The sequence below is a fragment of the Enterobacter sp. RIT637 genome (genome assembly GCF_019718755.1).
In the GTDB taxonomy this organism is placed as follows: Bacteria; Pseudomonadota; Gammaproteobacteria; order Enterobacterales; family Enterobacteriaceae; genus Enterobacter.
In genome coordinates, this window is sequence record NZ_JAIHAZ010000001.1 from 395,492 (window position 1) to 418,196 (window position 22,705).

General features: G+C 57.6%; 18 protein-coding genes and 1 other RNA gene. 7 read left to right on the forward strand and 12 right to left on the reverse strand.

The features are described 5' to 3' along the window. Positions 1 to 58: 58 nt before the first annotated feature. Positions 59 to 982 (forward strand): LysR family transcriptional regulator, encoded by a 924-nt coding sequence (locus K5E19_RS01925; protein ID WP_221549747.1) that lies wholly within the window; start codon positions 59 to 61, stop codon positions 980 to 982. Here the strand turns inward: K5E19_RS01925 and K5E19_RS01930 are convergent. The 8 genes from K5E19_RS01930 to K5E19_RS01965 all read right to left on the reverse strand — a co-directional run bounded on the left by K5E19_RS01930 (position 949) and on the right by K5E19_RS01965 (position 9,075). Beyond that, a complete protein-coding gene (locus K5E19_RS01930) occupies positions 949 to 1,728 on the reverse strand; it encodes a heme ABC transporter ATP-binding protein (protein WP_221549748.1) in 780 nt (259 codons plus the stop codon). The two genes, K5E19_RS01925 and K5E19_RS01930, sit on opposite strands and share 34 nt — an antisense overlap. Beyond that, complete coding sequence (locus tag K5E19_RS01935; RefSeq protein WP_221549749.1) at positions 1,721 to 2,713, reverse strand: iron ABC transporter permease; 993 nt, start codon at positions 2,711 to 2,713, stop codon at positions 1,721 to 1,723. The genes K5E19_RS01930 and K5E19_RS01935 overlap by 8 nt, the downstream gene beginning before the upstream one ends. Beyond that, positions 2,713 to 3,534 (reverse strand): hemin ABC transporter substrate-binding protein, encoded by an 822-nt coding sequence (locus K5E19_RS01940; protein WP_221549750.1) that lies wholly within the window; start codon positions 3,532 to 3,534, stop codon positions 2,713 to 2,715. The genes K5E19_RS01935 and K5E19_RS01940 overlap by 1 nt, the downstream gene beginning before the upstream one ends. Then, the gene (gene chuS / locus K5E19_RS01945) at positions 3,531 to 4,559 is read right to left on the reverse strand and encodes a hemin-degrading factor (RefSeq protein ID WP_221549751.1); all 1,029 of its coding nucleotides are present in this window, start codon (positions 4,557 to 4,559) and stop codon (positions 3,531 to 3,533) included. The genes K5E19_RS01940 and chuS overlap by 4 nt, the downstream gene beginning before the upstream one ends. A gap of 23 nt (positions 4,560 to 4,582) precedes the next feature. Beyond that, the gene (locus tag K5E19_RS01950) at positions 4,583 to 6,568 is read right to left on the reverse strand and encodes a TonB-dependent hemoglobin/transferrin/lactoferrin family receptor (RefSeq protein ID WP_221549752.1); all 1,986 of its coding nucleotides are present in this window, start codon (positions 6,566 to 6,568) and stop codon (positions 4,583 to 4,585) included. Between the two features lie 76 nt (positions 6,569 to 6,644). After that, entirely contained in the window at positions 6,645 to 6,833 is a 189-nt protein-coding gene (gene hemP, locus K5E19_RS01955) for a hemin uptake protein HemP (RefSeq protein ID WP_221549753.1), read from the reverse strand. A 209-nt stretch (positions 6,834 to 7,042) separates the two neighbouring features. After that, on the reverse strand, positions 7,043 to 8,089 hold the full coding sequence (gene aroH / locus K5E19_RS01960; protein WP_221549754.1) for a 3-deoxy-7-phosphoheptulonate synthase AroH: 1,047 nt from the start codon (positions 8,087 to 8,089) through the stop codon (positions 7,043 to 7,045). A 152-nt stretch (positions 8,090 to 8,241) separates the two neighbouring features. Beyond that, entirely contained in the window at positions 8,242 to 9,075 is an 834-nt protein-coding gene (locus K5E19_RS01965) for a pyruvate, water dikinase regulatory protein (RefSeq protein ID WP_221549755.1), read from the reverse strand. A gap of 335 nt (positions 9,076 to 9,410) precedes the next feature. On the opposite strand from K5E19_RS01965, the gene ppsA reads away from it, so the two are divergent. From ppsA to K5E19_RS01980, 3 genes are all read left to right on the forward strand, one after another. After that, a complete protein-coding gene (gene ppsA / locus K5E19_RS01970) occupies positions 9,411 to 11,789 on the forward strand; it encodes a phosphoenolpyruvate synthase (RefSeq protein ID WP_100166949.1) in 2,379 nt (792 codons plus the stop codon). Positions 11,790 to 12,022: 233 nt separating this feature from the next. Next, positions 12,023 to 13,423, forward strand: a complete 1,401-nt coding sequence (locus K5E19_RS01975; RefSeq protein ID WP_221549756.1) for an MFS transporter — start codon at positions 12,023 to 12,025, stop codon at positions 13,421 to 13,423. A 3-nt stretch (positions 13,424 to 13,426) separates the two neighbouring features. Beyond that, positions 13,427 to 15,802 carry a glycoside hydrolase family 3 N-terminal domain-containing protein gene (locus K5E19_RS01980; protein WP_221549757.1) on the forward strand — a complete coding sequence of 792 codons (2,376 nt, stop codon included), beginning with the start codon at positions 13,427 to 13,429 and terminating at the stop codon, positions 15,800 to 15,802. 5 nt (positions 15,803 to 15,807) lie between these two features. Here K5E19_RS01980 and rprA read toward each other — a convergent pair. Beyond that, positions 15,808 to 15,915: antisense sRNA RprA (rprA, locus tag K5E19_RS01985), an RNA gene on the reverse strand. A 208-nt stretch (positions 15,916 to 16,123) separates the two neighbouring features. Further along, positions 16,124 to 17,239 (reverse strand): AI-2E family transporter YdiK, encoded by a 1,116-nt coding sequence (gene ydiK / locus K5E19_RS01990; protein ID WP_221549758.1) that lies wholly within the window; start codon positions 17,237 to 17,239, stop codon positions 16,124 to 16,126. A gap of 199 nt (positions 17,240 to 17,438) precedes the next feature. Between ydiK and K5E19_RS01995 the strand changes: the two genes are divergently transcribed. The 3 genes from K5E19_RS01995 (at position 17,439) to K5E19_RS02005 (ending at position 21,182) form a co-directional block, all read left to right on the forward strand. Continuing rightward, on the forward strand, positions 17,439 to 20,495 hold the full coding sequence (locus K5E19_RS01995; RefSeq protein ID WP_221549759.1) for an FAD-binding and (Fe-S)-binding domain-containing protein: 3,057 nt from the start codon (positions 17,439 to 17,441) through the stop codon (positions 20,493 to 20,495). Continuing rightward, positions 20,492 to 20,902, forward strand: a complete 411-nt coding sequence (gene menI, locus K5E19_RS02000; RefSeq protein ID WP_221549760.1) for a 1,4-dihydroxy-2-naphthoyl-CoA hydrolase — start codon at positions 20,492 to 20,494, stop codon at positions 20,900 to 20,902. Before K5E19_RS01995 ends, menI begins: the two co-directional genes overlap by 4 nt. Positions 20,903 to 20,987: 85 nt before the next feature. Then, positions 20,988 to 21,182, forward strand: coding sequence for a YdiH family protein (locus K5E19_RS02005; protein ID WP_221549761.1), 195 nt, complete (start codon positions 20,988 to 20,990; stop codon positions 21,180 to 21,182). Positions 21,183 to 21,228: 46 nt separating this feature from the next. On the opposite strand, the gene K5E19_RS02010 is transcribed toward K5E19_RS02005, so the two are convergent. Together K5E19_RS02010 and K5E19_RS02015 are read right to left on the reverse strand one after the other, a co-directional pair. After that, positions 21,229 to 21,855: a helix-turn-helix domain-containing protein gene (locus K5E19_RS02010; RefSeq protein WP_221549762.1), complete on the reverse strand. Its 627-nt coding sequence runs from the start codon at positions 21,853 to 21,855 to the stop codon at positions 21,229 to 21,231. 78 nt (positions 21,856 to 21,933) lie between these two features. Continuing rightward, positions 21,934 to 22,593: a helix-turn-helix domain-containing protein gene (locus tag K5E19_RS02015; protein WP_221549763.1), complete on the reverse strand. Its 660-nt coding sequence runs from the start codon at positions 22,591 to 22,593 to the stop codon at positions 21,934 to 21,936. Positions 22,594 to 22,705: the final 112 nt, after the last annotated feature.

Consider the following 22,705-nt stretch of genomic DNA (forward strand, 5'->3'; position numbering starts at 1 on the left):
GGTTTTTTTATTAATTTCCTGTTAACTAAATCTTTTCAATTGGTTAACAGGATGAAAAATGAGAATGAGTGTCAAACAGTTACGCGCGTTTTTAGCGGTAGCTCACACTCTGAATTTCGCGCACGCCAGCGAACGGCTGAATCTTTCCCAGCCAGCCTTAAGTCTGACGATTAAGGGACTTGAGGATGCGCTGGGGGGATCGCTGCTGCAGCGGAGCACGCGAAAAGTCGCGCTGACGCAGGAGGGAGAGACGTTTTTGCCTATGGCGCGCCAGCTGCTTGCCGACTGGGATAACGTCGAAGAGGCGATGCACCAGTGCTTTACCCTGCAGCGCGGTAAAATCTCGGTCGCGGCCATGCCGTCATTTGCGGCGAATGTGTTACCGGAGGTGCTCAAAGCGTTTCGCGATCGCCACGCCGGGATCAACGTCACCGTGCATGACGTTATCAACGAGCAGGTGATTGAGATGGTGCGGGAAGGGCGGGTTGAGATGGGCATCGCCTTTGAACCGGCACCGACGCACAACCTGCTGTTTACCCCGCTGGGCCTCGACAGGTTTGTCGCCATTGTGCCGAAAGATTCCTCGCTGGCGGGCAAAAAGCGCCTGTCATGGGAAGAGCTGCTGACGCTGGATTTCATCACCCTGCAGCGGCCTTCGGCAGTGCGCCTGATGCTGGAGGAGGAGTTGGCCCGGAGCGGCAGAAAGCTGGACGTCGCGCTGGAAAGCCATCAGCTGGTGACGGTCGGGCGAATGGTTGCGAGCGGTCTTGGCGGCAGCGCCGTTCCCGCGCTGTGCGAGGCGCAGATGGCCTCGTTAGGTGCGGTCTGTCTTCCGCTGGATAACCCGCCGATTGAAAAGTGCATTGGGGTGATCCATCCAGGGCACACGCAGCTCTCTAAGGCGGCGCATGCCCTGCTGGAAACGCTGAAAGACTTTTATCAGCCGGGTCAGGGGGCGAGAAACACCTGCGGCGCGGCGTGAGCCGGATGCTGACCCACATGCACCTGTGCGCCATACCAGTGGGCCAGCGCATCGGCCTGCAGGACGGCCTCCGGTGTGCCTTCGGCGACCAGCCTGCCGTTATGCAACAGCAGGATCCTGTCTGCCCACAGCGCCGCCAGGTTGAGATCGTGCAGCACCACGCAGACGTGCAGATCCTTTTGACGGGTCAGCGATTTTAACAGCCGCAGCAGATACTGCTGATGGTAGAGATCCAGCGCGGAAGTGGGTTCATCCAGAAACAGCCAGCCGCGCGGAGCACCGTCGCACCAGAGCTGCGCCAGCGCGCGCGCAAGCTGGACACGCTGCTGTTCGCCACCGGAAAGCGCCGCAAATTGCCTTCCGGCAAGCGGTAAACATTCGGTGATCCGCATGATTTCCTGAATAACTGCCGCTTCAGGCGTGCGGGTCCACGGGGCGCGACCCATGCCGATAACGGCCTCCACCGGCCAGTCAAATCCCAGCTGGGTGTTTTGTCGCATCACCGCCCGCTGGCGGGAAAGCGCGTCCGGACGCCATGCGCTGAGGGGTTTCCCCGCCAGAAGACAATGCCCGCTGGCAGGCTTGAGATAGCCCGTTAACAGCCGTAATAACGTCGATTTCCCGGCACCGTTCGGGCCAATTAACGCCGTCAGTTCACCCTGCGACAGTGACAGCGAAATATCGTTGATGAGCGTGCGTCGTCCCGCCTGAAAAACAATATTTTCCGCGCAATAGCGGTCAGCCATGTTGCCCTCCGCGACGGAAGATAAGCCAGAGAAACCAGGGGGCGCCAAGAAGGCTGGTCAGCAAACCGACCGGCATTTCTGCTGGCGCGACCAGCGTTCGCGCGGCCGTATCCGCAACCAGCAGCAGCGAAGCGCCGGCGAGGACCGAACCGGGGATCGCGGCCCGGTGATCCGCACCCAGCCACATGCGCATCAGATGCGGCACCACCAGACCCACAAAGCCGATCACGCCGCTGACCGCCACCGCGGCAGCAACCAGCAGGGCGCTGCACAGCAGCAGGATCCGCTGTACGACGGCGACATCCACACCCAGGTAGTGCGCTTCCTCATCACCGAGCTGCAGCACGTTGAGCGCGCTCGCCAGCCGCCAGATAACCAGAACGGTGGGCACCATCAGCGAGGTGACGGCCAGCAGTGTAGACCACTGCGCCTGGCCGAGGCTGCCCATTCCCCAGAGCGAAAGCTGGCGAAGCTGGGCATCGTTACTCACCCAGGAGAGGACACCAATCGCCGCGCCGCACAAGGCGTTTATTGCAATGCCAACCAGCAACAGACGTGACAGGGAGCTGTTGCGCTGCTGGCTGAGCAGGAAGATCGCAATGGTAGCGGCCAACGCGCCGAGAAAGGCTGCCAGCATCGGGGCGTAGAGCATCACCAGGGCAGGTAACGAGAGCGGAAGAACGACCCACAGCGCAACCGCCAGCGCCGCGCCGCTGCTGATGCCGAGCAAACCCGGATCCGCCAGGGGGTTGCGAAACAGTCCCTGCATCACACACCCCGCCAGCGCCAGCGACCCGCCGATGACCAGCGCCAGCAGCACGCGAGGCAGACGGATCGTCAGCCAGATCTGACGCAGCGCCTCATCGCTGCCGTTCCACAGCAGGCTGACCGGCAGGCGCAGCGCACCAAAGCCGGTGGCCATTAACGTCAAAAGGGAGAGCAGGGCAGCCAGCAGCCACAGCGAAACTGTAACCCGTCGGGACATCAGGGGAGTTGCTCCGCTTTGGCGCGCAGCTGCTGGATCGCTTTCGGCGTTCGCACGCTAAAGCCCAGCAGCGCCATGTCATCAATCGCCAGCACCTGTCTGTTCCGCCCGGCTGGCGTTTGCGCCAGACCCGGCAGTGTCCACAGATTGTCTTCACCGCCCAGCGCCCGCACGCCTTCCTGCGAAATCACCACCAGGTCGGGCTGGCTGGCAATCACGCCCTCCTGCGACAGCGGCTGATAGCGGGAAAATCCCTGCATTGCGTTCTGTAAACCCGCCGCACGGATGGCGGCATCCGCACCGGTCTGCTGTCCGGCAGCCATGGCGGTCATCCCGCCGTGGTTCAGAATAAACAGCACCCGCTTGTTCAGCGACGTCGTGGGCAGTGCGGCCAGCTCGGCACGCAGCGTTTTGCGGAGGATTTCTCCCCGCGCCTGCCGGTGCGTTGCTTCGGCAATCGTCCGGACTTTCTCGTCAATCATGCTCAGGGCGTTACTGCCGGGAACGGTAACTACCCGGACGCGGCTTTGCTCAACCTGCTTCAGCGCCAGAGAGGGCTGAGCCTGAGCGCTCGCCAGCACCAGCGTGGGACGCATGGATAAAATCCCCTCCGCATTGAGCTGGCGCAGATAGCCCACGTCAGGCAGGTCGTTCGCCGCCTGCGGCCACTGGCTGGTGCTGTCGCGCGCGACCAGAGAAGACTGCGCGCCAAGGGCATAAACGATCTCCGTGACGTCGCCGCCGAGGGTGACAATTTTCTCCTGCGTGGCGGCAAACGCCACCAGAGGCAGGGCGCTCAGCAGGGCAAACCAGCTTTTCATGCGGCCAGCCCTTTTGGCGTCAGGGCATCAATCTGGCTGCGCCACTGGCTCTGCTCCGGCTCGCCCTCGGTGCGCTGGCCGTACAGCTGGGCGATTTGCGTTCCGTCGGCGGCAAACAGTTCCAGGCTGGTGACGTGACCGTCAGCGGTCGGCTTGCGCGTCACCCAGCTCTCCGCGACGGCATCTTCCAGCAGATGCAGCGTAAAGGCGGGGTTAAAGATGTTCAGCCAGCCCTTCATCGGTACCACTTTTTCCACCACGCCGGTGAAGATCTGCACGCAGCCGCGGTTGCCGACGAAGACCATGATTTCGTTACCGTCCTGACGCGCCGTTTCCAGCAGCTGCGCCAGCGCGCTGTTCTCCACTTTGCAGGCGAGGTCGTCGCCCACCAGACGAAACGCCTGCTGGCGGGTGAGGTTATGGCGCTTCAACAAGCTGAAGAACTGATGAACGTCGGTCATGCCGCGCCACTCTTTGTCCACCCGCGCGGCATCCGCGTTTTCAGCATGAGCCGGGGCATCGGCGGCCTTCAGTTCAAGCGGCGGGTTGTCGGCAAAGATAAAGCGGGCCAGCACGTCGCCCCAGGCAGGAACCTCGGTGTTATCCGTGGCGTAGACCTTCAGCAGGGCATCGCCCTGGTGGTCGAAGAACTGAATGCTCTGCCGCTCGCCGCGGGCGGTGGTTTCGCTGATGTGAAACACGCTCGCCCACTGGTTGAGGAACAGGCGCAGATCCAGCGCGCGCGGGTTCAGCACCAGCCCGGCGTGGCCGTTCAGGTGCTGATTGGTAAAGCTCCCGACCTGCTCGTGAACGGCGTATTCGTTGCGGCAGATACACTTGGTTTCGCCTACGGCTTCCAGCGCGCCTAAAATCTCGCGGATTTCACCGTGCAGTCGCCAGGCGTCGTAACCCACGCGGGCAAAGGCCAGCTCTGCTTCACTGATGTTCATTAACCCTGCGATGTCGCGTGCGTATTTACCCGGATTGTCTTCTTTTAACTCAAGCCAGCGTGTGTAGTGATTCATTGTCTCTTCCTTCTCAATATGCGTTACCACTGATAACTCACGAAAATCTTGCCGTTGCGACCGTCCTGCGGGATCCCCTGCGGCGACCAGTACGCTTTGTCAAAGGCGTTGCCCAGCACCAGCGTGGTGGTCACGCCTTTGAGCTGTTCCAGACCTTTATAGCTGACGTAGAAATCATTCACCGCATAGCCAGGCTGTTTGCTGTAGCTGCTGCTGATATGCGTTGAGCGATCGACAAAAGTACCGATCCAGCCGACGGAGAACCCGCTTTGCGCCACCGGGATATCCAGCTTGCTGGTGACGGTGTCCGGGTTAATGCTGGAGATATACTCGCCGGTGTTGGTGTCTTTGCCGCGCGTGCGGTTGTAGGCCACGTCGAGGTTGAAGAGGTCGGCGGAGTATTTCGCCATCACGTCCCAGCCCCAGATTTTGGCGTCGGGGACGTTATAGGACATGGTGGTCGCCGCGGCAAAATCGACGGTGGTGGAGATGTAGTCTTTGGCTTTGGTATCGAAATAGCTGGCTTTGAACTCCAGCGCATCGTTGGCAAGCATCAGATCGTCAAAGCGCAGGCCAAAACCGAACTCCTGGGTTTTGTTGGTTTCCGGGCGCAGGTTCGGGTTGGGTACCCAGTAGTTGGTGTAGAAGCTGCCGATGGAGAAGTGTTTCGCATCGTTATACATCTCGCCCATGGTCGGCGCGCGGAAGGCCTGCGCATAAGAGCCGAACAGCATCAGCCAGTCGGTTGGGCTGACGGTTAACCCGGCGCGGGATGACCATTTATCGGCATCCACATCCTCGTAACCCTCGCTGCTGCCACGATAATTGTCGTAGCGCGTACCGCCCAGCAGGGTCACGGGCAGATCGCGCAGGGTGATCTCATCCTGCAGCCAGCCGGAGCTGAAGTCGATTTTGGCATTCGGGAAGCCGGTTGTCGCACCGCCCGGGCGTTGCTCCTGACGATAGTATTCACCGCCGTAGGTCAGGAGATGCGACGCAAAGGAGTCGCTGAACAGACGGGTGCGGTTTTCCACTTTGCCGCCTTTGGTGGTCTGTTTGCGAAACTCGCCGGTGCCGTCGACGTTCTGGGCGTTAATGCGCGCTTCGGACCAGTAGATTTTTGCATCGGCGTTCAGCCAGTCGTTACCTTCCGGGGCGATGCGGTAGCCAAGCTGCGCATCACGCTGGATGGTGGAACGGTCGGTCATGGGATTACTGCTGTCGGACGCGTCGGTGGTTTGCGGGTTTTTCGGCTCCTGCGCGTCGTTGTTGTAGTAGCGCAGGGAGCCGCTCAGGGTCTGGGCCGGGTCGATTTTCCAGCTGCCTTTCGCCAGCATGTTATTGATGGATTCGTCGTTAGGTGCCGTTGCACCGTCACTCTGACGGATATCACCACGATCCCGGCTGGACCATGCCACCAGACCGTCCAGCGTATCGGTGCGACCGTAGGCGCTGGCCCCCATCCCGAGGCTATGATCGCCCGTCGCGCCCGTACCAAACACGCGGTATCCGCTGTTCTTGCCCGGCTCCAGCAGATCTTTCGCGTCGGCGGTGTCATAGGAAATCACGCCGCCCAATGCGCCGCTTCCGTACAGCAGAGCGGAAGGACCGCGCACCACTTCGATACGTTTGATCAGCGCCGGGTCGAGGAAGGTGCTGTTGAGGTGGCCGGTATCGGTTCCCTGACGCACGCCGTCCACCAGGACCAGCACGCCGCGACGGTCATAACCGCGCAGGTTGACGTCCTGACCGTTCGTGCGGCCAGTGCCGTCCAGGGTCAGACCTGGGACTTTGCGCAGCAGGTCGGCGGCCGAGCTGGCGGTCTGGTTTTCCGGGGCAGTGGCGTCAATGACGCTGACCATCATCGGCGCCTCAAAGGCGCTGCGGGCGTTACCGGTGGCGGTGACGGTGATGTCGTCCGTGGTGGCGAACGCAGCGCCCGGCAGGGTGCTGACAATCGCCAGCGCCAGAAGTGACGGACGTAAAGACGTGGAATGCAGGTGTGGCATAGCAACTCTCCATAAGAATTGAAAAGCGCTGGCTGCCTGGGGAAAACCTGGGTGGCTGGCGAAATTATCGTGTTGTTTATTTAGTCAGGATCAGCTTTCCGGCATGGGTCTGGCGCAGAAGATAGTGCTGGCCATCATGCTCGATAATGACCCGCCCCTCGTCACCGAGCAGGGTTTTGCTGTCGATACGGCGATCGGTGGCGGTGGGGGAAGGCGCTGTGTGTGTTTTTATTGGCGTTGCCGCGCTGTTATCCGTACGTGACATAATGTTTATAAATAACAATCAATGTAACAATGATAATCATTATCAATAAACTGCAAATTCACGGCAAGCATTTTTGTGAAAAAAGGGTGAGGGGATCAAATTTGGGGGGGAGGTGCGGTCTGATGCCCTCACCCCGACCCTCTCCCACAGGGCGAGGGAGAAGGGCACGTACCGTAGGCCGGGTAAGCGCAGCGCCACCCGGCAGGATTTTAAAAGCGCGTGTCCACGGCTGAAGCCAGCTTCTCCAGCAGCAGCTCGCTGTCTTCCCAGCTCAGGCACGGGTCGGTGATCGACTGGCCGTAAACCATCTGCTGACCGGCAACGATTTTCTGCGTGCCTTCTTTGAGGAAGCTTTCCGCCATAATGCCTGCCACGGCGGTCGAACCGCTGCGGATCTGCTGGCAGATCTCATCGCAGACGTCCAGCTGGCGGCGATGCTGCTTCTGGCAGTTGCCGTGGCTGAAATCCACCACCAGATGTTCCGGCAGGTCGAACTCGGCCAGCGTTTCGCAGGCCGCCGCAATATCTTCTGCATGGTAATTGGGTTTCTTGCCGCCGCGCATAATGATATGCCCGTAAGGATTACCGCTGGTCTGGTAGATGGTCATGTGACCGCTCTTATCCGGCGACAGGAACATATGGCTGGCACGCGAGGCGCGGATCGCATCGACCGCAATTCGTGTATTGCCATCGGTCCCGTTTTTAAAGCCAACCGGACAGGAGAGGGCAGAGGCCATCTCACGGTGGATCTGGCTTTCGGTGGTGCGCGCGCCAATCGCGCCCCAGCTGATCAGATCGGCGATAAACTGCCCGGTCACCATATCGAGAAACTCGGTCGCCGTCGGAACGCCAAGCTCGTTGACCTGTAAAAGCAGCTTCCGCGCCAGCTCAATACCGTGGTTCACGCGATAGCTGCCGTTGAGGTCAGGGTCGGAAATCAGTCCCTTCCAGCCCACCACGGTGCGCGGTTTTTCAAAGTAGGTGCGCATGACGATCTCAAGGCGATGCTGATACTTCTCACGCATCCCCTGAAGACGTTTTGCGTAGTCCATTGCGGCATCCAGATCGTGAATGGAGCAGGGACCAATCACCACCAGAAGGCGCTTGTCTTCGCCGTTGAGGATTTTTTCAATGCGGCGGCGGGAGGCCGTCACGTGTTCCGCAACGCCTGCGGAAACGGGGTGCCGCTGAGCCAGTTCAGCCGGAGTCACCAGGCTGTCAATGCGCGCAGTGCGGAGTTCGTCGGTTTTATTCATGGAATGTCTCAGAAAATTTTTGCTTCATCGGCAGACTACCGGGAAGTGATGGGCATCACCTTAAACCAATCCCTGCTGATTTCAAGTTCGGGGCAGATTCGCCCCGATGATGCCCGTTATGATAACTGAAACTGGATTAATGTACTAGCATATTAGTACATGCGGCGATTCAGCCCCATGATGTCGAGGATTTTGGTGGCGATTTCTTCTACCGAATAGTTGGTGCTGTTCAGCCACGGGATCTGGTTTTTGCGGTACAGCGCTTCCACTTCGGAGACCTCCATCCGGCACTGGCGCATTGAGGCGTAGCGGCTGTTCTCGCGGCGCTCTTCGCGGATGGCCGCCAGACGTTCCGGGTTAATGGTCAGGCCGAACAGCTTGTGCTGCAGCGGCTTCAGGGCGGCAGGCAGCACCAGGTTATCCATATCGTCGGCAATAAAGGGGTAGTTCGCAGCGCGAATACCAAACTGCATCGCCAGATAGAGGCTGGTCGGGGTTTTGCCGCAGCGCGATACGCCCAGCAGGATCACCTGCGCCTGGTCGAGATTACGTAGCGAGATCCCGTCGTCGTGGGCGAGGGTGTAGTCAATGGCGGCGATACGTGCATCGTACTTGGTCAGGTTGCCGGGGTTTAGCCCGTGGGTACGGTGGGCGATAGGCGTCGGGTCAAGTTTCAACTCGCTCTGGAGCGGTGCCACCAGCGCCTGCACGATGTCCTGACAAAAGCCTTCACTTTGCAGAATGATGCTGCGAATTTCCGGGATAACAATCGAGTAGAACACCAGCGGGCGAACGCCGGTCTGCTGGAAGATGGCGTCAATCTGGTCTTTCACCGCTTTGGCGCGGCTCTCGTTTTCAACAAAAGGCAGCGTGATGCTGTTAATCGAAACGGGAAATTGCGACATCACCGCGTGCCCCAGCACCTCGGCGGTGATCGCCGTACCATCAGAAATATAAAAAACGTGGCGATCGACAGCATTATCCATTTTATCCACCCTGAATATCAGACCTAATTGCCTGAAAGCATAAATTAAAAAAGTAAATTAGACAGCAAAGAAGTTGTCCTAATTATAAGTGAAACGGTGTTTTTGATTTTCCTGAAAAGTGGATTTCATTTTTCAAATAGCGACTTTATTTTTGGGGTTTTTGGCTGAATATATAGGAATCATCGGTTTAGCCAGTGATGGGAAAGTATCCGAAAAGTTGAAAATTTAAATTGCTTACACGATTCACCGTTTTTTTAGCGGATGTAAATATGCCAGTATAAATACGTAGTCAGGTGTTTCTTACTCCGATCAAATATCACAAAAGGATTGTTTCGATGTCCAACAATGGCTCGTCACCGCTGGTGCTTTGGTATAACCAACTCGGCATGAATGATGTAGACAGAGTTGGGGGCAAAAATGCCTCCCTGGGTGAAATGATTACAAATCTGTCCGGTATGGGTGTTTCCGTACCAAACGGGTTTGCCACCACCGCCGATGCCTTTAACCTGTTTTTAGACCAGAGCGGTGTTAACCAGCGCATTTACGACCTGCTGGATAAAACGGATATTGATGACGTCACCGAGCTTGCCAAAGCCGGGTCACAAATCCGCCAGTGGATTATCGATACACCTTTCCAGCCGGAACTGGAAAAAGCCATTCACGACGCGTACAACCAGCTTTCTGCTGACGATGCGCAGGCCTCCTTTGCCGTACGTTCCTCTGCGACCGCAGAAGATATGCCGGACGCTTCGTTCGCCGGGCAGCAGGAAACCTTCCTGAACGTCCAGGGTTACGATGCAGTGCTGGTGGCGGTGAAGCACGTGTTTGCTTCCCTGTTCAACGACCGCGCCATCTCCTATCGCGTGCACCAGGGCTACGACCATCGCGGCGTCGCGCTCTCCGCTGGCGTGCAGCGCATGGTGCGCTCGGACGTGGGCTCATCCGGCGTGATGTTCTCCATTGATACCGAATCCGGCTTCGATCAGGTGGTGTTTATCACCTCCGCGTGGGGTCTGGGTGAGATGGTGGTGCAGGGCGCGGTAAACCCTGACGAATTCTACGTCCACAAGCCGACGCTGGCGGCTAACCGTCCGGCGGTGGTGCGCCGCACCATGGGCTCGAAAAAAATCCGCATGATCTATGCCCCGACCCAGGAGCATGGCAAGCAGGTTAAAATTGAAGATGTACCGCAGGAGCAGCGCGACCGCTTCTCCCTGACCGACGCTGAAGTGGAAGAACTGGCGAAGCAGGCGGTGCAGATCGAAAAACACTACGGCCGTCCGATGGATATCGAATGGGCGAAAGACGGGAACACGGGCAAGCTGTTTATCGTGCAGGCGCGTCCGGAAACCGTCCGCTCACGCGGTCAGGTGATGGAGCGTTATACGCTGCACGCGCAGGGCAAAATCGTGGCGGAAGGCCGCGCCATCGGTCACCGCATCGGTGCCGGTCCGGTGAAAGTGATCCACGACATCAGCGAGATGAACCGCATTGAGCCAGGTGACGTGCTGGTGACCGACATGACCGACCCGGACTGGGAACCGATCATGAAGAAAGCGGCTGCCATCGTCACTAACCGTGGCGGACGTACCTGTCACGCGGCGATCATTGCCCGCGAGCTGGGTATCCCGGCGGTTGTCGGCTGCGGTGACGCCACCGAGCGCATGAAGGACGGGCAGAATGTGACCGTCTCCTGTGCCGAAGGCGATACCGGCTACGTGTACGCCGATATTCTCGACTTCAGCGTGAAAAGCTCCAGTGTGGATACCATGCCGGACCTGCCGCTGAAGATCATGATGAACGTCGGCAACCCGGACCGCGCGTTCGACTTCGCCTGCCTGCCGAACGAAGGCGTTGGCCTGGCGCGTCTGGAATTTATCATCAACCGCATGATCGGCGTTCACCCGCGTGCGCTGCTGGAGTTTGACGATCAGGATCCGAAGCTGCAGAACGAAATCCGCGAGATGATGAAAGGCTACGACTCTCCAAGAGAGTTCTACGTCGGCCGTCTGACCGAAGGGATCGCGACGCTGGGCGCGGCGTTCTACCCGAAACGCGTGATTGTGCGTCTGTCTGACTTTAAGTCTAACGAATACGCTAACCTGGTAGGCGGCGAGCGCTACGAGCCGGAAGAAGAGAACCCGATGCTGGGCTTCCGCGGGGCCGGACGCTACGTTTCCGACAGCTTCCGCGACTGCTTCGCGCTGGAGTGCGACGCGGTGAAACGCGTGCGCAACGACATGGGGCTGACCAACGTGGAGATCATGATCCCGTTCGTGCGTACCGTGGACCAGGCGAAAGCGGTAGTGGACGAGCTGGCGCGTCAGGGCCTGAAGCGCGGCGAGAACGGGCTGAAGATCATCATGATGTGCGAAATCCCGTCTAACGCCCTGCTGGCCGAGCAGTTCCTGGAGCATTTCGACGGCTTCTCTATCGGTTCAAACGATATGACGCAGCTGGCGCTCGGTCTGGACCGCGACTCCGGCGTGGTCTCTGAGCTGTTCGACGAACGCAACGAGGCGGTGAAGGCGCTGCTCTCTATGTCCATCCGTGCGGCGAAGAAGCAGGGTAAATACGTCGGGATCTGCGGTCAGGGTCCGTCCGACCATGAAGACTTTGCCGCCTGGCTGATGGAAGAGGGGATTGATAGTCTCTCCCTGAACCCGGACACCGTGGTGCAAACCTGGTTGAGCCTGGCGGAACTGAATAAGTAACCGCTTAAAAACGGATAAAGGCGAGGAGATATCTCCTCGCCTTTTTTTATTTTCGTCCGAATATGCTCCCCATCACAAATAAAACAAAAAACCAAATATCATAATTTGTCTGTTAATTTAGACAATTGTTAGCGCGCAAAGCGTTGCTAATACTTGAGCCTTACTGCGCATCTCCACAGGATGATGCGCAACTGGTTGAAATACGTTTTAACCTGATAAAAAGGCAAATAACAATGACAATCTCCTCTGTATTACGTACGAAAGATAAAATAGGTTACGGCTTAGGCGATATGGCCAGCGCGCTGGTCTGGCAAACGGCGACGTTATTTCTCGCCTATTTCTATACGGACGTTTTTGGTTTGCCCGCCGCGATAATGGGCACCATGTTTTTAGTGGTGCGCGTGGTCGATGCATTTATTGATCCCTGCATTGGCGCACTCGTCGACCGCACGCAAACGCGCCACGGTCGTTTTCGCCCCTGGCTGCTGTGGTTTGCCATTCCGTTTGGCGTTAGCTGTCTGATCACCTTCTACGTGCCGGACGTCGGGCCGACCGGGAAAATCGTCTATGCCTGCGTGACTTACGCCATTCTTAGCCTTATCTATTCGGCGATTAACGTCCCTTACTGCGCCATGCCCGGCGCGCTGACGCTGGATCCGCGCGAGCGTCACTCTCTGCAATCCTGGCGCTTTGGGCTGTCGTTTATCGGTGGCCTGATCGTGACGGTGATTGCCCTGCCGCTGGTGTCGCAGCTGGGGCAAGGTAACGTACAGAAAGGCTATTTCTACGCGATGAGCCTGATGGGGTTGCTGGGTATTGTTTTATTCTTCTGCTGCTTCCTGATGACCCGCGAACGTTATTCGCCACGAAATGATACCTCCGGCTCCATGCTGACGGATTTAAAACTGCTGGCCAAAAACAGCCAGTGGCGAATTGTGTTCGTGTTTAATATTTTGCTGTTAACGGCGGTCGTGACGCGCGGCTCTGCAACTATGTATTACGTCAACTATGTGCTGCTGCGCCCGGAGCTGGTCTTTGCCTTTATTGTTTCAGGTATGGTGGCTTCATTAAGCGGGGCACTATTATCTGAACGCCTGCTCGGAAAGTTTGATCGCGTCCGCGCCTATCAGTGGACGATAATTTCCTTCGTCATCTTCGGCGCGCTGATTTTCTTCATTCCCCCTTCGCAGGTCTGGTTGATATTCGGCCTCAATATCGTCTTTAGCTTTATTCAAAACCTGACCACGCCGCTCCAGTGGACCATGTTCTCGGACGTGGTGGATTACGAAGAGCATCGCAGCGGTCGTCGTCTGGACGGACTGGTCTTCTCTACCGCGCTGTTTGCCATCAAGTTTGGCCTGGCGCTGGGCGGGGCCGTGGTCGGCTGGGTGCTCGGCATGGTGGATTACGCGCCGGGCCAGATGACGCAGGCGCCGCACGTGCTCTCTACCATCAACGCGCTCTTTACGCTCATTCCTTGCGTGCTGTTCCTCTGCATGGTGGCGCTTCTTTCCATTTACAAACTCAACAGTCGGCTGGTGGATTCCATTGCCCGTGAACTCGCGGGCAAGCGTGATGTGCGTCCCGACGCGGGGCAGCTCAGCCCGGCAACCCATTCTGCAATACAGGAGTAAAACATGACGGCTATCTATAAGGACGCAGGACGTCCGGTACACGAGCGCGTCGCCGATTTACTGGCGCGCATGACCCCGGAAGAGAAGTTTGCCCAGATGCACGCGTACTGGCTGATCCTCGATGAAAACGGCAACCACCGCGAACGCAGCGATCTCAGCGATGAGTTTGCGGGCGTGAGCGAGCAGGCCTCGCTCAGCGAACGGCTGAAGCTGGGTGTGGGGCAGATCACGCGTCCGCTCGGCACGCACATTGTTGATGCGAAAACGGGCGTGCGCGCGGCGAATCGGCTCCAGCGCATGATGATGGAAGAGACGCGGCTCGGCATTCCGGCGCTGTTCCATGAAGAGTGTCTGGTGGGTTTGCTGTGCAAAGACGCAACGCTGTTTCCATCCTCGTTGAATTATGGCTCGACCTGGGACCCGGCGCTGGTGCAGCGGGCGGCGGAGCAGATTGGCAAAGAGGCGCGATCCGTCGGCTGCCAGCAGGGGCTTGCGCCGGTGCTGGATGTTTCCCGCGACGTGCGCTGGGGACGAACCGAAGAGACCTTCGGGGAAGATCCCTGGCTGGTGGGGGTGATGGCGACCGCCTACGTGAAGGGTTTACAGGGCGATAAACGCGACCTGCTGGCAACCCTGAAACATTACGTGGGCCACTCGTTCAGCGAAGGGGCGCGCAACCACGCGCCGGTGCACCTCGGTTTCAGCGAGCTGAACGATACCTTCCTGCTGCCGTTCGAAATGGCGGTCAAGCTGGCGAACGCCGGTTCGGTCATGCCCGCCTACCACGATATCGATAACCAGCCCGGGCACAGCGACAGCTTCCTGCTGACCACTGTCCTGCGCGAACAGTGGGGCTTTGATGGCATCATCGTGGCGGATTACGGCGGCGTGAGCCTGCTGCATCAGCACCATGGCATTTCCCACGATGCGGCGGAGTCCGCCGCGCTGGCGTTTAACGCCGGGCTGGACGTTGAGCTGCCGAAAGATGACTGCGCGCGGCATCTGGCGGAAGCGGTAGAGCGCGGGCTGATTTCTATGGCGAAAGTGGATGAGATCGTGGCGCGTACGCTGACGGAAAAATTCCGCCTTGGCCTGTTTGAACGTCCCTATGCCGATGAGCAGGGCAGCGATCTGCAAAATGAGACGACCCGCCAGGTGGCGCGGGATGTTGCGACAAAGTCGATCACCCTTCTGGAAAACAATGGCCTCTTACCCCTCGGCGGTAAACCTCGCGTGGCGTTGGTCGGCCCGACGGCAGACGATCCGCTGGCCCTGCTGAGCGGTTACAGCTTCCCGGTGCACCTGATTATCAGCGACATGGTTGAAGAGACGTCGCAGGTGATGACCCCGCGCGCGGCGCTTGAACACTATCTCGGTGCATCGAACGTCCGCTATGCCAAAGGGTGCCACATCATTGAAAAACGGATGGCGGGCGCGCCGGTCTTCCCGGGCGACAGCGGCGGTAAACCGATGCAGCAGTCGCCAGTATCGCAGAGTACCGCCCTGATCCCCGAGGCGGTCAACGCCGCGCAGGAGAGTGACGTGGTGGTCGCCTGCGTCGGCGATCTCGCCGGGCTGTTCCAGAGCGGCACCGTGGGTGAAGGCTCAGATACTGACTCATTGAATCTGCCCGGCGTGCAGCAGCAGCTGCTGGAAGCGCTGGTCGCCACCGGTAAACCGGTGATTGTGGTCATGACCGGCGGGCGTCCGTACAACCTGCAGGGTCTGGAAGATAAGGTCGCGGCGCTGATGATGGCCTGGGCACCCGGGCAGGAAGGCGGCTGGGCGATTGCCGATGTGTTGACCGGACGCGCGGAGCCGCAGGGCAGGCTGGTGGTCAGCGTTCCAAAAAGCGCAGGCGCGATGCCGTTCTACTACAACCACAAGCTGAAAAGCGGGGGCACGCCGTTCGCGTTCCATTTCGGTGCCCGCTATCCGTTTGGTTTCGGCCTTGGCTGGACGTCGTTTAGCTGGAGCGCGGCACGCCTGGCTGACAGCCGCGTGCCGGTTGACGGCGAGGTGACGCTGAGTGTGGATATCACCAATACCGGAGAGCGCAGCGGCAGCGAGGTGGTGCAGGTTTACGTCAGGGATAAGGTTGCCACGCAGGTGCGACCGCTTCAGGAACTCAAAGCCTTCCAGCGCGTCACGCTTTCGCCGGGCGAAACCGCCACGCTCACCTTTACGTTAGCGGTGGACATGTTCAACTTCACCCGTCGGGACGGGAAACGCATCGTCGAGCCGGGTGAGTTTGAGCTACAGGTTGGCGCATCGTCGGCGGATATTCGCGAGACGGTGACGGTCAATGTCACCGGAGAGACGCGGGTGCTGCCTGGTGAGTGGCGGATGCTCAGCACCTGTCAGGTCGAACGCGCGTAGTCAGGATAAAAAAAAGCCCATCGTGGGAGATGGGCAAAGACTACACACAGCAATTCGTTGTTTCACTCAGGGGATTTCCATGCTTATAAATCAAGGTGTTGATTTATAACCGTGTCCTAATAGTAGGCATGTCGGCTTTTAGCGTCGATCAGATTCGTCTCAATAGTTAAAGAGAGGTAAAGATTTCTTGAGGTTAGCAGCGAAGTTACTGCTTAAATGGCGGGTCTGACCAGTGAGTAATGAGTAAATACTTTAGCAGTATTTAAGTATCATACGAAAGAGTGTAGGCCGGGTAAGCGTTAGCGCCACCCGGCCAAAGGCTTACTGCGTGTTCTTCTCTTCCAGCTCTTCCAGTTCGCTCAGGATCACATCCGGGTCCGTTCCCGGAGGGGGAACTTCATGCACCCAGGCCGAGAAGAGACGCCATGTCACTGCGAGCAGCACCGGGCCAATAAAGAGACCGATCATCCCAAACGCGATTAACCCGCCGATAACGCCTGACAGGATCAGGATCAACGGTAAATCAGCACCCATGCGGATCAGTATCGGGCGAATGACGTTGTCCATGGTGCCGACCACGCAGCTCCAGACCAGAAGCACAGTGCCCCAGGTGGTATCGCCCGTCCAGTAGAGCCAAATGATGGAAGGCACCAGCACCAGCAGTGGTCCCAGTTGTGCAAGACAGGTCATCAGCATGACAACGGTAAAGACGGTGGCGTACGGCACGCCGGAAATCGCCAGGCCGATACCGCCCAGCACAGCCTGCACCAGCGCGGTGACGACCACGCCCAGCGCAACGGCGCGCACGGCCTGTGCAGCCAGCAGCACGGCGGCATCGCCGCGCTTACCCGCCAGTCGGGTGGCAAAATGACGCACCCCGAGGGCAACCTGCTCACCGCGCCAGTACAGAAGGGCGCTAAAGACCAGCATCAGCGCACAGTGCATCATAAAGCGGCCAATGTGCGCCGCCTGACCGACAAACCAGGTGGTGGTGGTGCCAATATACGGCCGCACTTTCGCGATCAGCGCGCTGCCGCCCATCTCCAGCAGGCTGTGCCAGCCGCTGTAGAGTTTCGCGCCGACCAGTGGAATGCTGTTTAGCCACGCGAGATCCGGCAACGTCAGATCCCCGCTGGTGGCGGCACGGATAACCGGGCCACTGGAGTCGACAAGGCTATTTACCAGCAGGGCAATCGGAATAATAAACAGCATGAACAGCAGCAGCGTCATGACCAGCACCGCCAGGCCACGACGGCCAAACAGCAGTTTTTGCAGCCGTAATAGCAGAGGCCAGGTGGCGACGACAACGGTCGCGGCCCACGCAAAGCCAAGCACGAAGGGTTGAACAATCCACAGACACGCAATGATCATCAGGGCTAAAAACAGCACCGACAGCAAAATTTGCGCAACATCCCTGGGCTGACGAAGATTGACCATAAATGTAACTTTCCTTAAATGAACACCAGCATGGCTGGCGAGAACGTAAACCGCTTCTCTCTAATCATTAGTGATATCAGCGATTTTTGACAGGCGGATTTTGCCCGTAATTCAGCGAAGCACATAAGAAAAAAATGTGATAAAACTTTCCAGACACAACGCAAACGATTTCACACCACTCTAATTAGGGTCGACGGTAATGATCCCACAGATTTCTCAGGCACCTGGCGTCGTTCAGCTGGTGCTTAATTTTTTGCAAGCACTGGAGCAACAGGGTTTTACAGGTGATACCGCCACGAATTATGCCGACAGGCTGACGATGGCGACCGATAACAGTATCTACCAGCTTCTCCCCGATGCCGTCGTTTTTCCACGCTCTACGGCGGATGTGGCGCTGATTGCCCGTCTGGCCTCGCAGGAGCGCTTTACCTCTCTGGTTTTTACCCCCCGTGGCGGCGGAACCGGCACCAATGGACAGGCGCTGAACCAGGGCATCATCATCGATATGTCCCGCTATATGAACCGCATCATTGAAATCAACCCTGAAGAGGGATGGGTGCGCGTGGAAGCGGGGGTTATCAAAGATCAGCTTAATCAATTCTTAAAACCGTACGGCTACTTTTTTGCGCCGGAACTGTCGACCAGCAACCGGGCGACCATCGGCGGGATGATCAATACCGATGCCTCCGGTCAGGGCTCGCTGGTCTACGGTAAAACGTCGGATCACGTGCTGGGCGTGCGCGCGGTGCTGCTGGGAGGAGATATCCTCGATACCCAGCCAATGCCGGTCGAGCTGGCCGAGACGCTGGGTAAAGAGAGCACGGCGAGCGGGCGGATATATCGCACCGTGCTGGAGCGCTGTCGCGATAACCGTCAGCTGATCCTCGACAAATTCCCGAAACTGAACCGCTTCCTGACGGGTTACGATCTGCGTCACGTCTTTAACGACGACCTGACCCAGTTCGATTTAACCCGCGTACTGACCGGTTCGGAAGGTACGCTGGCGTTTATTACCGAAGCGCGTCTGGATATCACCCGGCTGCCGAAGGTGCGTCGCCTGGTGAACGTCAAATACAACTCCTTCGATTCTGCCCTGCGAAATGCGCCGTTTATGGTGGATGCACGGGCGTTGTCGGTGGAAACCGTTGACTCAAAAGTGTTGAACCTGGCGAGGGAAGACATTGTCTGGCATTCGGTCAGTGAGCTGATTACCGATGTACCCGACAAAGAGATGCTCGGTCTGAACATCGTTGAGTTCGCTGGCGATGACGCCGAACTGATTGAACATCAGGTCGGTACGCTGTGCCAGCGGCTGGACGAACTGATTGCACGCGGAGAAGGCGGGGTGATCGGCTGGCAGCTGTGCAACGATCTCTCCGGCATTGAGCGTATCTACGCGATGCGTAAAAAAGCGGTGGGGCTGCTCGGGAATGCGAAAGGGGCCGCGAAGCCGATTCCGTTTGCCGAGGATACCTGCGTGCCGCCGGAACATCTGGCGGATTACATCGTTGAATTCCGCGCGCTGCTCGACAGCCACGGCCTGAGCTACGGCATGTTTGGCCACGTGGACGCGGGCGTACTGCACGTGCGTCCGGCGCTGGATATGTGCGACCCGCAGCAGGAGATCCTGATGAAGGAGATCTCCGACGACGTGGTGGCCTTAACCGCCAAATATGGCGGCCTGCTGTGGGGCGAGCACGGTAAAGGGTTCCGCGCGGAGTACAGCCCGGCGTTCTTCGGGGAACAACTCTACGCGGAGTTGCGTAAGGTCAAAGCGGCATTCGACCCGAATAACCGCCTCAATCCCGGTAAGATTTGCCCGCCAGAGGGCGTTGACGCGCCAATGCTGCAGGTGGATGCGGTCAAGCGCGGTACCTATGACCGACAAATCCCGATTGCGGTACGCTCTTCCTGGCGTGGCGCGATGGAGTGCAACGGCAACGGCCTGTGCTTTAACTTCGATGTGAAAAGCCCGATGTGCCCGTCGATGAAAATCACCAGCAACCGCATTCACTCGCCAAAAGGGCGTGCAACCCTGGTGCGCGAGTGGCTGCGCCTGCTGGCGGATCGCGGCGTCGACCCGCTCAAGCTTGAGCAGGAACTGCCGGAAAAACGCGCCAGCCTGCGTTCCCTTATCGAACGCACCCGCAACAGCTGGCATGCAAATAAAGGCGAATACGACTTCTCGCATGAAGTGAAAGAGGCCATGTCCGGCTGCCTGGCCTGCAAGGCCTGTTCAACGCAGTGCCCGATCAAAATCGACGTGCCGGAGTTCCGCTCGCGCTTCCTGCAGCTGTATCACACGCGCTATCTGCGACCGATGCGCGACCATCTGGTGGCGACGGTGGAAAGCTACGCCCCGCTGATGGCGCGTGCGCCGAAGACCTTTAACTTCTTTATCAACCAGCCGCTGGTGCGCAAGCTTTCCGAAAAACATATCGGCATGGTGGATCTGCCGCTGCTCTCGACGCCGTCGCTGCAGCGCCAGCTGGTGGGACACCGCTCGGCGAACATGACGCTGGAACAGCTTGAAGCGCTAAGTGATGCGCAAAAAGCCAACGTGGTGCTGGTGGTGCAGGATCCGTTTACCAGCTACTACGATGCGCAGGTGGTGGCCGATTTTGTCCGTCTGGCGGAAAAAGTGGGCTACCAGCCAGTTGTGCTGCCGTTCTCCCCGAATGGCAAGGCACAGCACATTAAGGGCTTCCTGACCCGTTTTGCGAAGACGGCGCAGAAAACGTCTGACTTCCTCAATCGCGTGGCGCAGCTCGGAATTCCCATGGTCGGTGTCGATCCGGCGCTGGTGCTGTGCTATCGCGATGAGTACAAGCAGACGCTGGGCGAAAAACGCGGTGATTTCCACGTCATGCTGGTACATGAGTGGCTGCCTTTGGCGCTACAGCAAACCGCCGCACGTGAGGCCAGCGGTGAGCCATGGTATCTCTTTGGCCACTGTACTGAAGTCACTGCACTGCCGGGTGCACCTGCCCAGTGGGCCGCTATATTCGCCCGTTTTGGCGCGAAGCTGGAAAACGTCAGCGTGGGCTGCTGCGGTATGGCAGGGACCTACGGGCACGAAGTGAAAAACCACGCCAATTCGCTTGGGATCTATGAATTATCGTGGCAACAGGCGATGCAGCGTCTACCGCGTAACCGCTGTCTGGCGACGGGGTATTCGTGTCGCAGCCAGGTGAAACGCGTTGAGGGTAACGGTGTTCGCCATCCATTACAGGCTTTGCTGGAGATTATCGGATGATCTGGAAACGTGCGGTGACGCTGCAGGCGCTAAACGCCATGGGCGAGGGGAATATGGTGGGGCTGCTGGACATCCAGTTTACCCGCATTGGTGAGAATGAGCTGGAAGCGACGATGCCCGTCGATAGCCGCACGCATCAACCGTTTGGTTTACTGCACGGCGGCGCGTCCGTTGTGCTGGCCGAAACGCTGGGATCGGTTGCGGGCTACCTCTGTACCGAAGGGGAGCAGAAGGTTGTCGGGCTGGAGGTGAATGCTAACCATATTCGCTCTGTTCACAGTGGGCGCGTGCGCGGTATTTGCCGCGCGCTGCATGCCGGGAGCCGTCATCAGGTGTGGCAGATTGATATTCTCGATGAGCAGGAACGCCTGTGCTGCTCCTCAAGGCTGACGACGGCGGTAGTGTAAAGTTTCCTGATGTTTTGCCCGTGGTCAAAAACTAGCCAGTCTGTTGTGATATACTGGTCAGGATTTGTACATAAGCGAGGACATCATGGATACTGAAATAACCCCAACCCAACTGGCAATTGAATATTTACGTCGCGATAAGAGCAACCTGTCTCCGGCGCAGTACCTGAAAAAACTGAAACAACTTGAGCTGGAATTTGCAGATTTGCTGGCGCTCTCTTCAAGCGAACTGAAAGAAGAGATCTATTTTGCCTGGCGGTTGGGCGTTCACGTCCATTGAGTGCGAATGAAAAGGCCGCGTATGCGGCCTTTTTTGTCTCTGGAATTCAGTATTTGGCGGGAAGTTTGTTAATTTTTATCAGCCTGCCTTCGTCGATTTCAATAAACCCGCCCGTTTTAAGATCGGCCAGAATGCGCATCACGCCACTGCGCGAGAGCTGCGTTTTTTCCCTGATATACCTTTCCGCTGTTACGCCGAGCCGATAAGTCTCATCTTCCTCCATCAGCTTGACAAGCTGCTGGCGAATCATCTCATACGCCGTCGGTGCGCCCTGTGGCATCACGTTGTTATACAGGCGGCTATAGACAAACATCAGCTGGTTAGAAAGCAGGCCCCATAACGCTTTCTCTTTAATAATTTCGTTGACCTTCTCGGTAGTGAGAATGCCAATCAGGCAAGGGCTCACGGTTTTGATGTAATCATTGAAATAAATATCCGTCAGATTAGCGAGACCAAACACAGCAGGACTGCGGGCGGTGGAGAGCATCATGTCATCGCTTCTGCGGTAGACGGCAATTGTCCCCTCCAGAATTAAATAACAGATCCCCTTGCCGTCAACCTGAAGATCGAATTGCTCGCCACGGCCTGTTCTGCGCGTGGTGCAGTACGGCTCTAAATAAGAGATCAGTTCCTGGGCGTAGGGAGAGCCGCGATGTTGTTGTGCTGAAGACATTGTCTGAAACCTGAAAAAAAACCGGACTTATTATAGTGTCGCTCTTATCCTCCACCTTCTCCAGATATAAATGTGGGGTCAGTACTTTCGGGGTAAGTGATGGATATCCATCAGCACTCCGCGCACCATCGTGATGTATTTACCCGTTCGTAACTCCGCCAGAATCCGCATAATGCCGCTACGGGAAAGATAGGTCCGGCTTTTGATATAGGCTGCGGCGGTCGTATTGAGTCTTATCGCCTCAGGCTCCTGCATCAGTTCGACGAGCTGGAAGCGGATAATGTCGTAAGCCGACATTTGCGATATCTGGGCACAGTGTTCATAGACGCGCGAGGCGGTATAGATCAGCAGGTTAGAAAAATGCTCCCACAGATTTTGCTGCGCAACGACGTTATTAAAACGCTCCAGCGACACAGCCGCGACTTCGGAGGTTTCCAGCGCCCTGACGTAAAGGTGTTCAGAGGAGAACTGGCTGCTTACGCCCAGAATAAAGGGCGCTGATTCAGAATTTAAGACAATACCATCTCCACGGCGGTGTAATGCCACGCTCCCCTGGATCAGTAAAAAACACTGACGAATATCACTCTTGTAATAGTGAACTACTTCCCCTCTGGACAGTATTTTCCTTTCTGCTGAAGGAAGTAGGGTATCGATAATTTTTTCAATGTGCTTATAGGGTTTTAGGTGGAGCACGGTGGAATTGTCTTTACTATATTCTGTAGCCATTCGGGTATTCATCAGCTGCCTCATTCACTCATGCGATCATTTTTTGATCGGCATAGAGAATTATCTTAAAAAACAGCACTTCAGGGAATAATCGAAGCTGGTCTATTAATAGACTGACGCATGT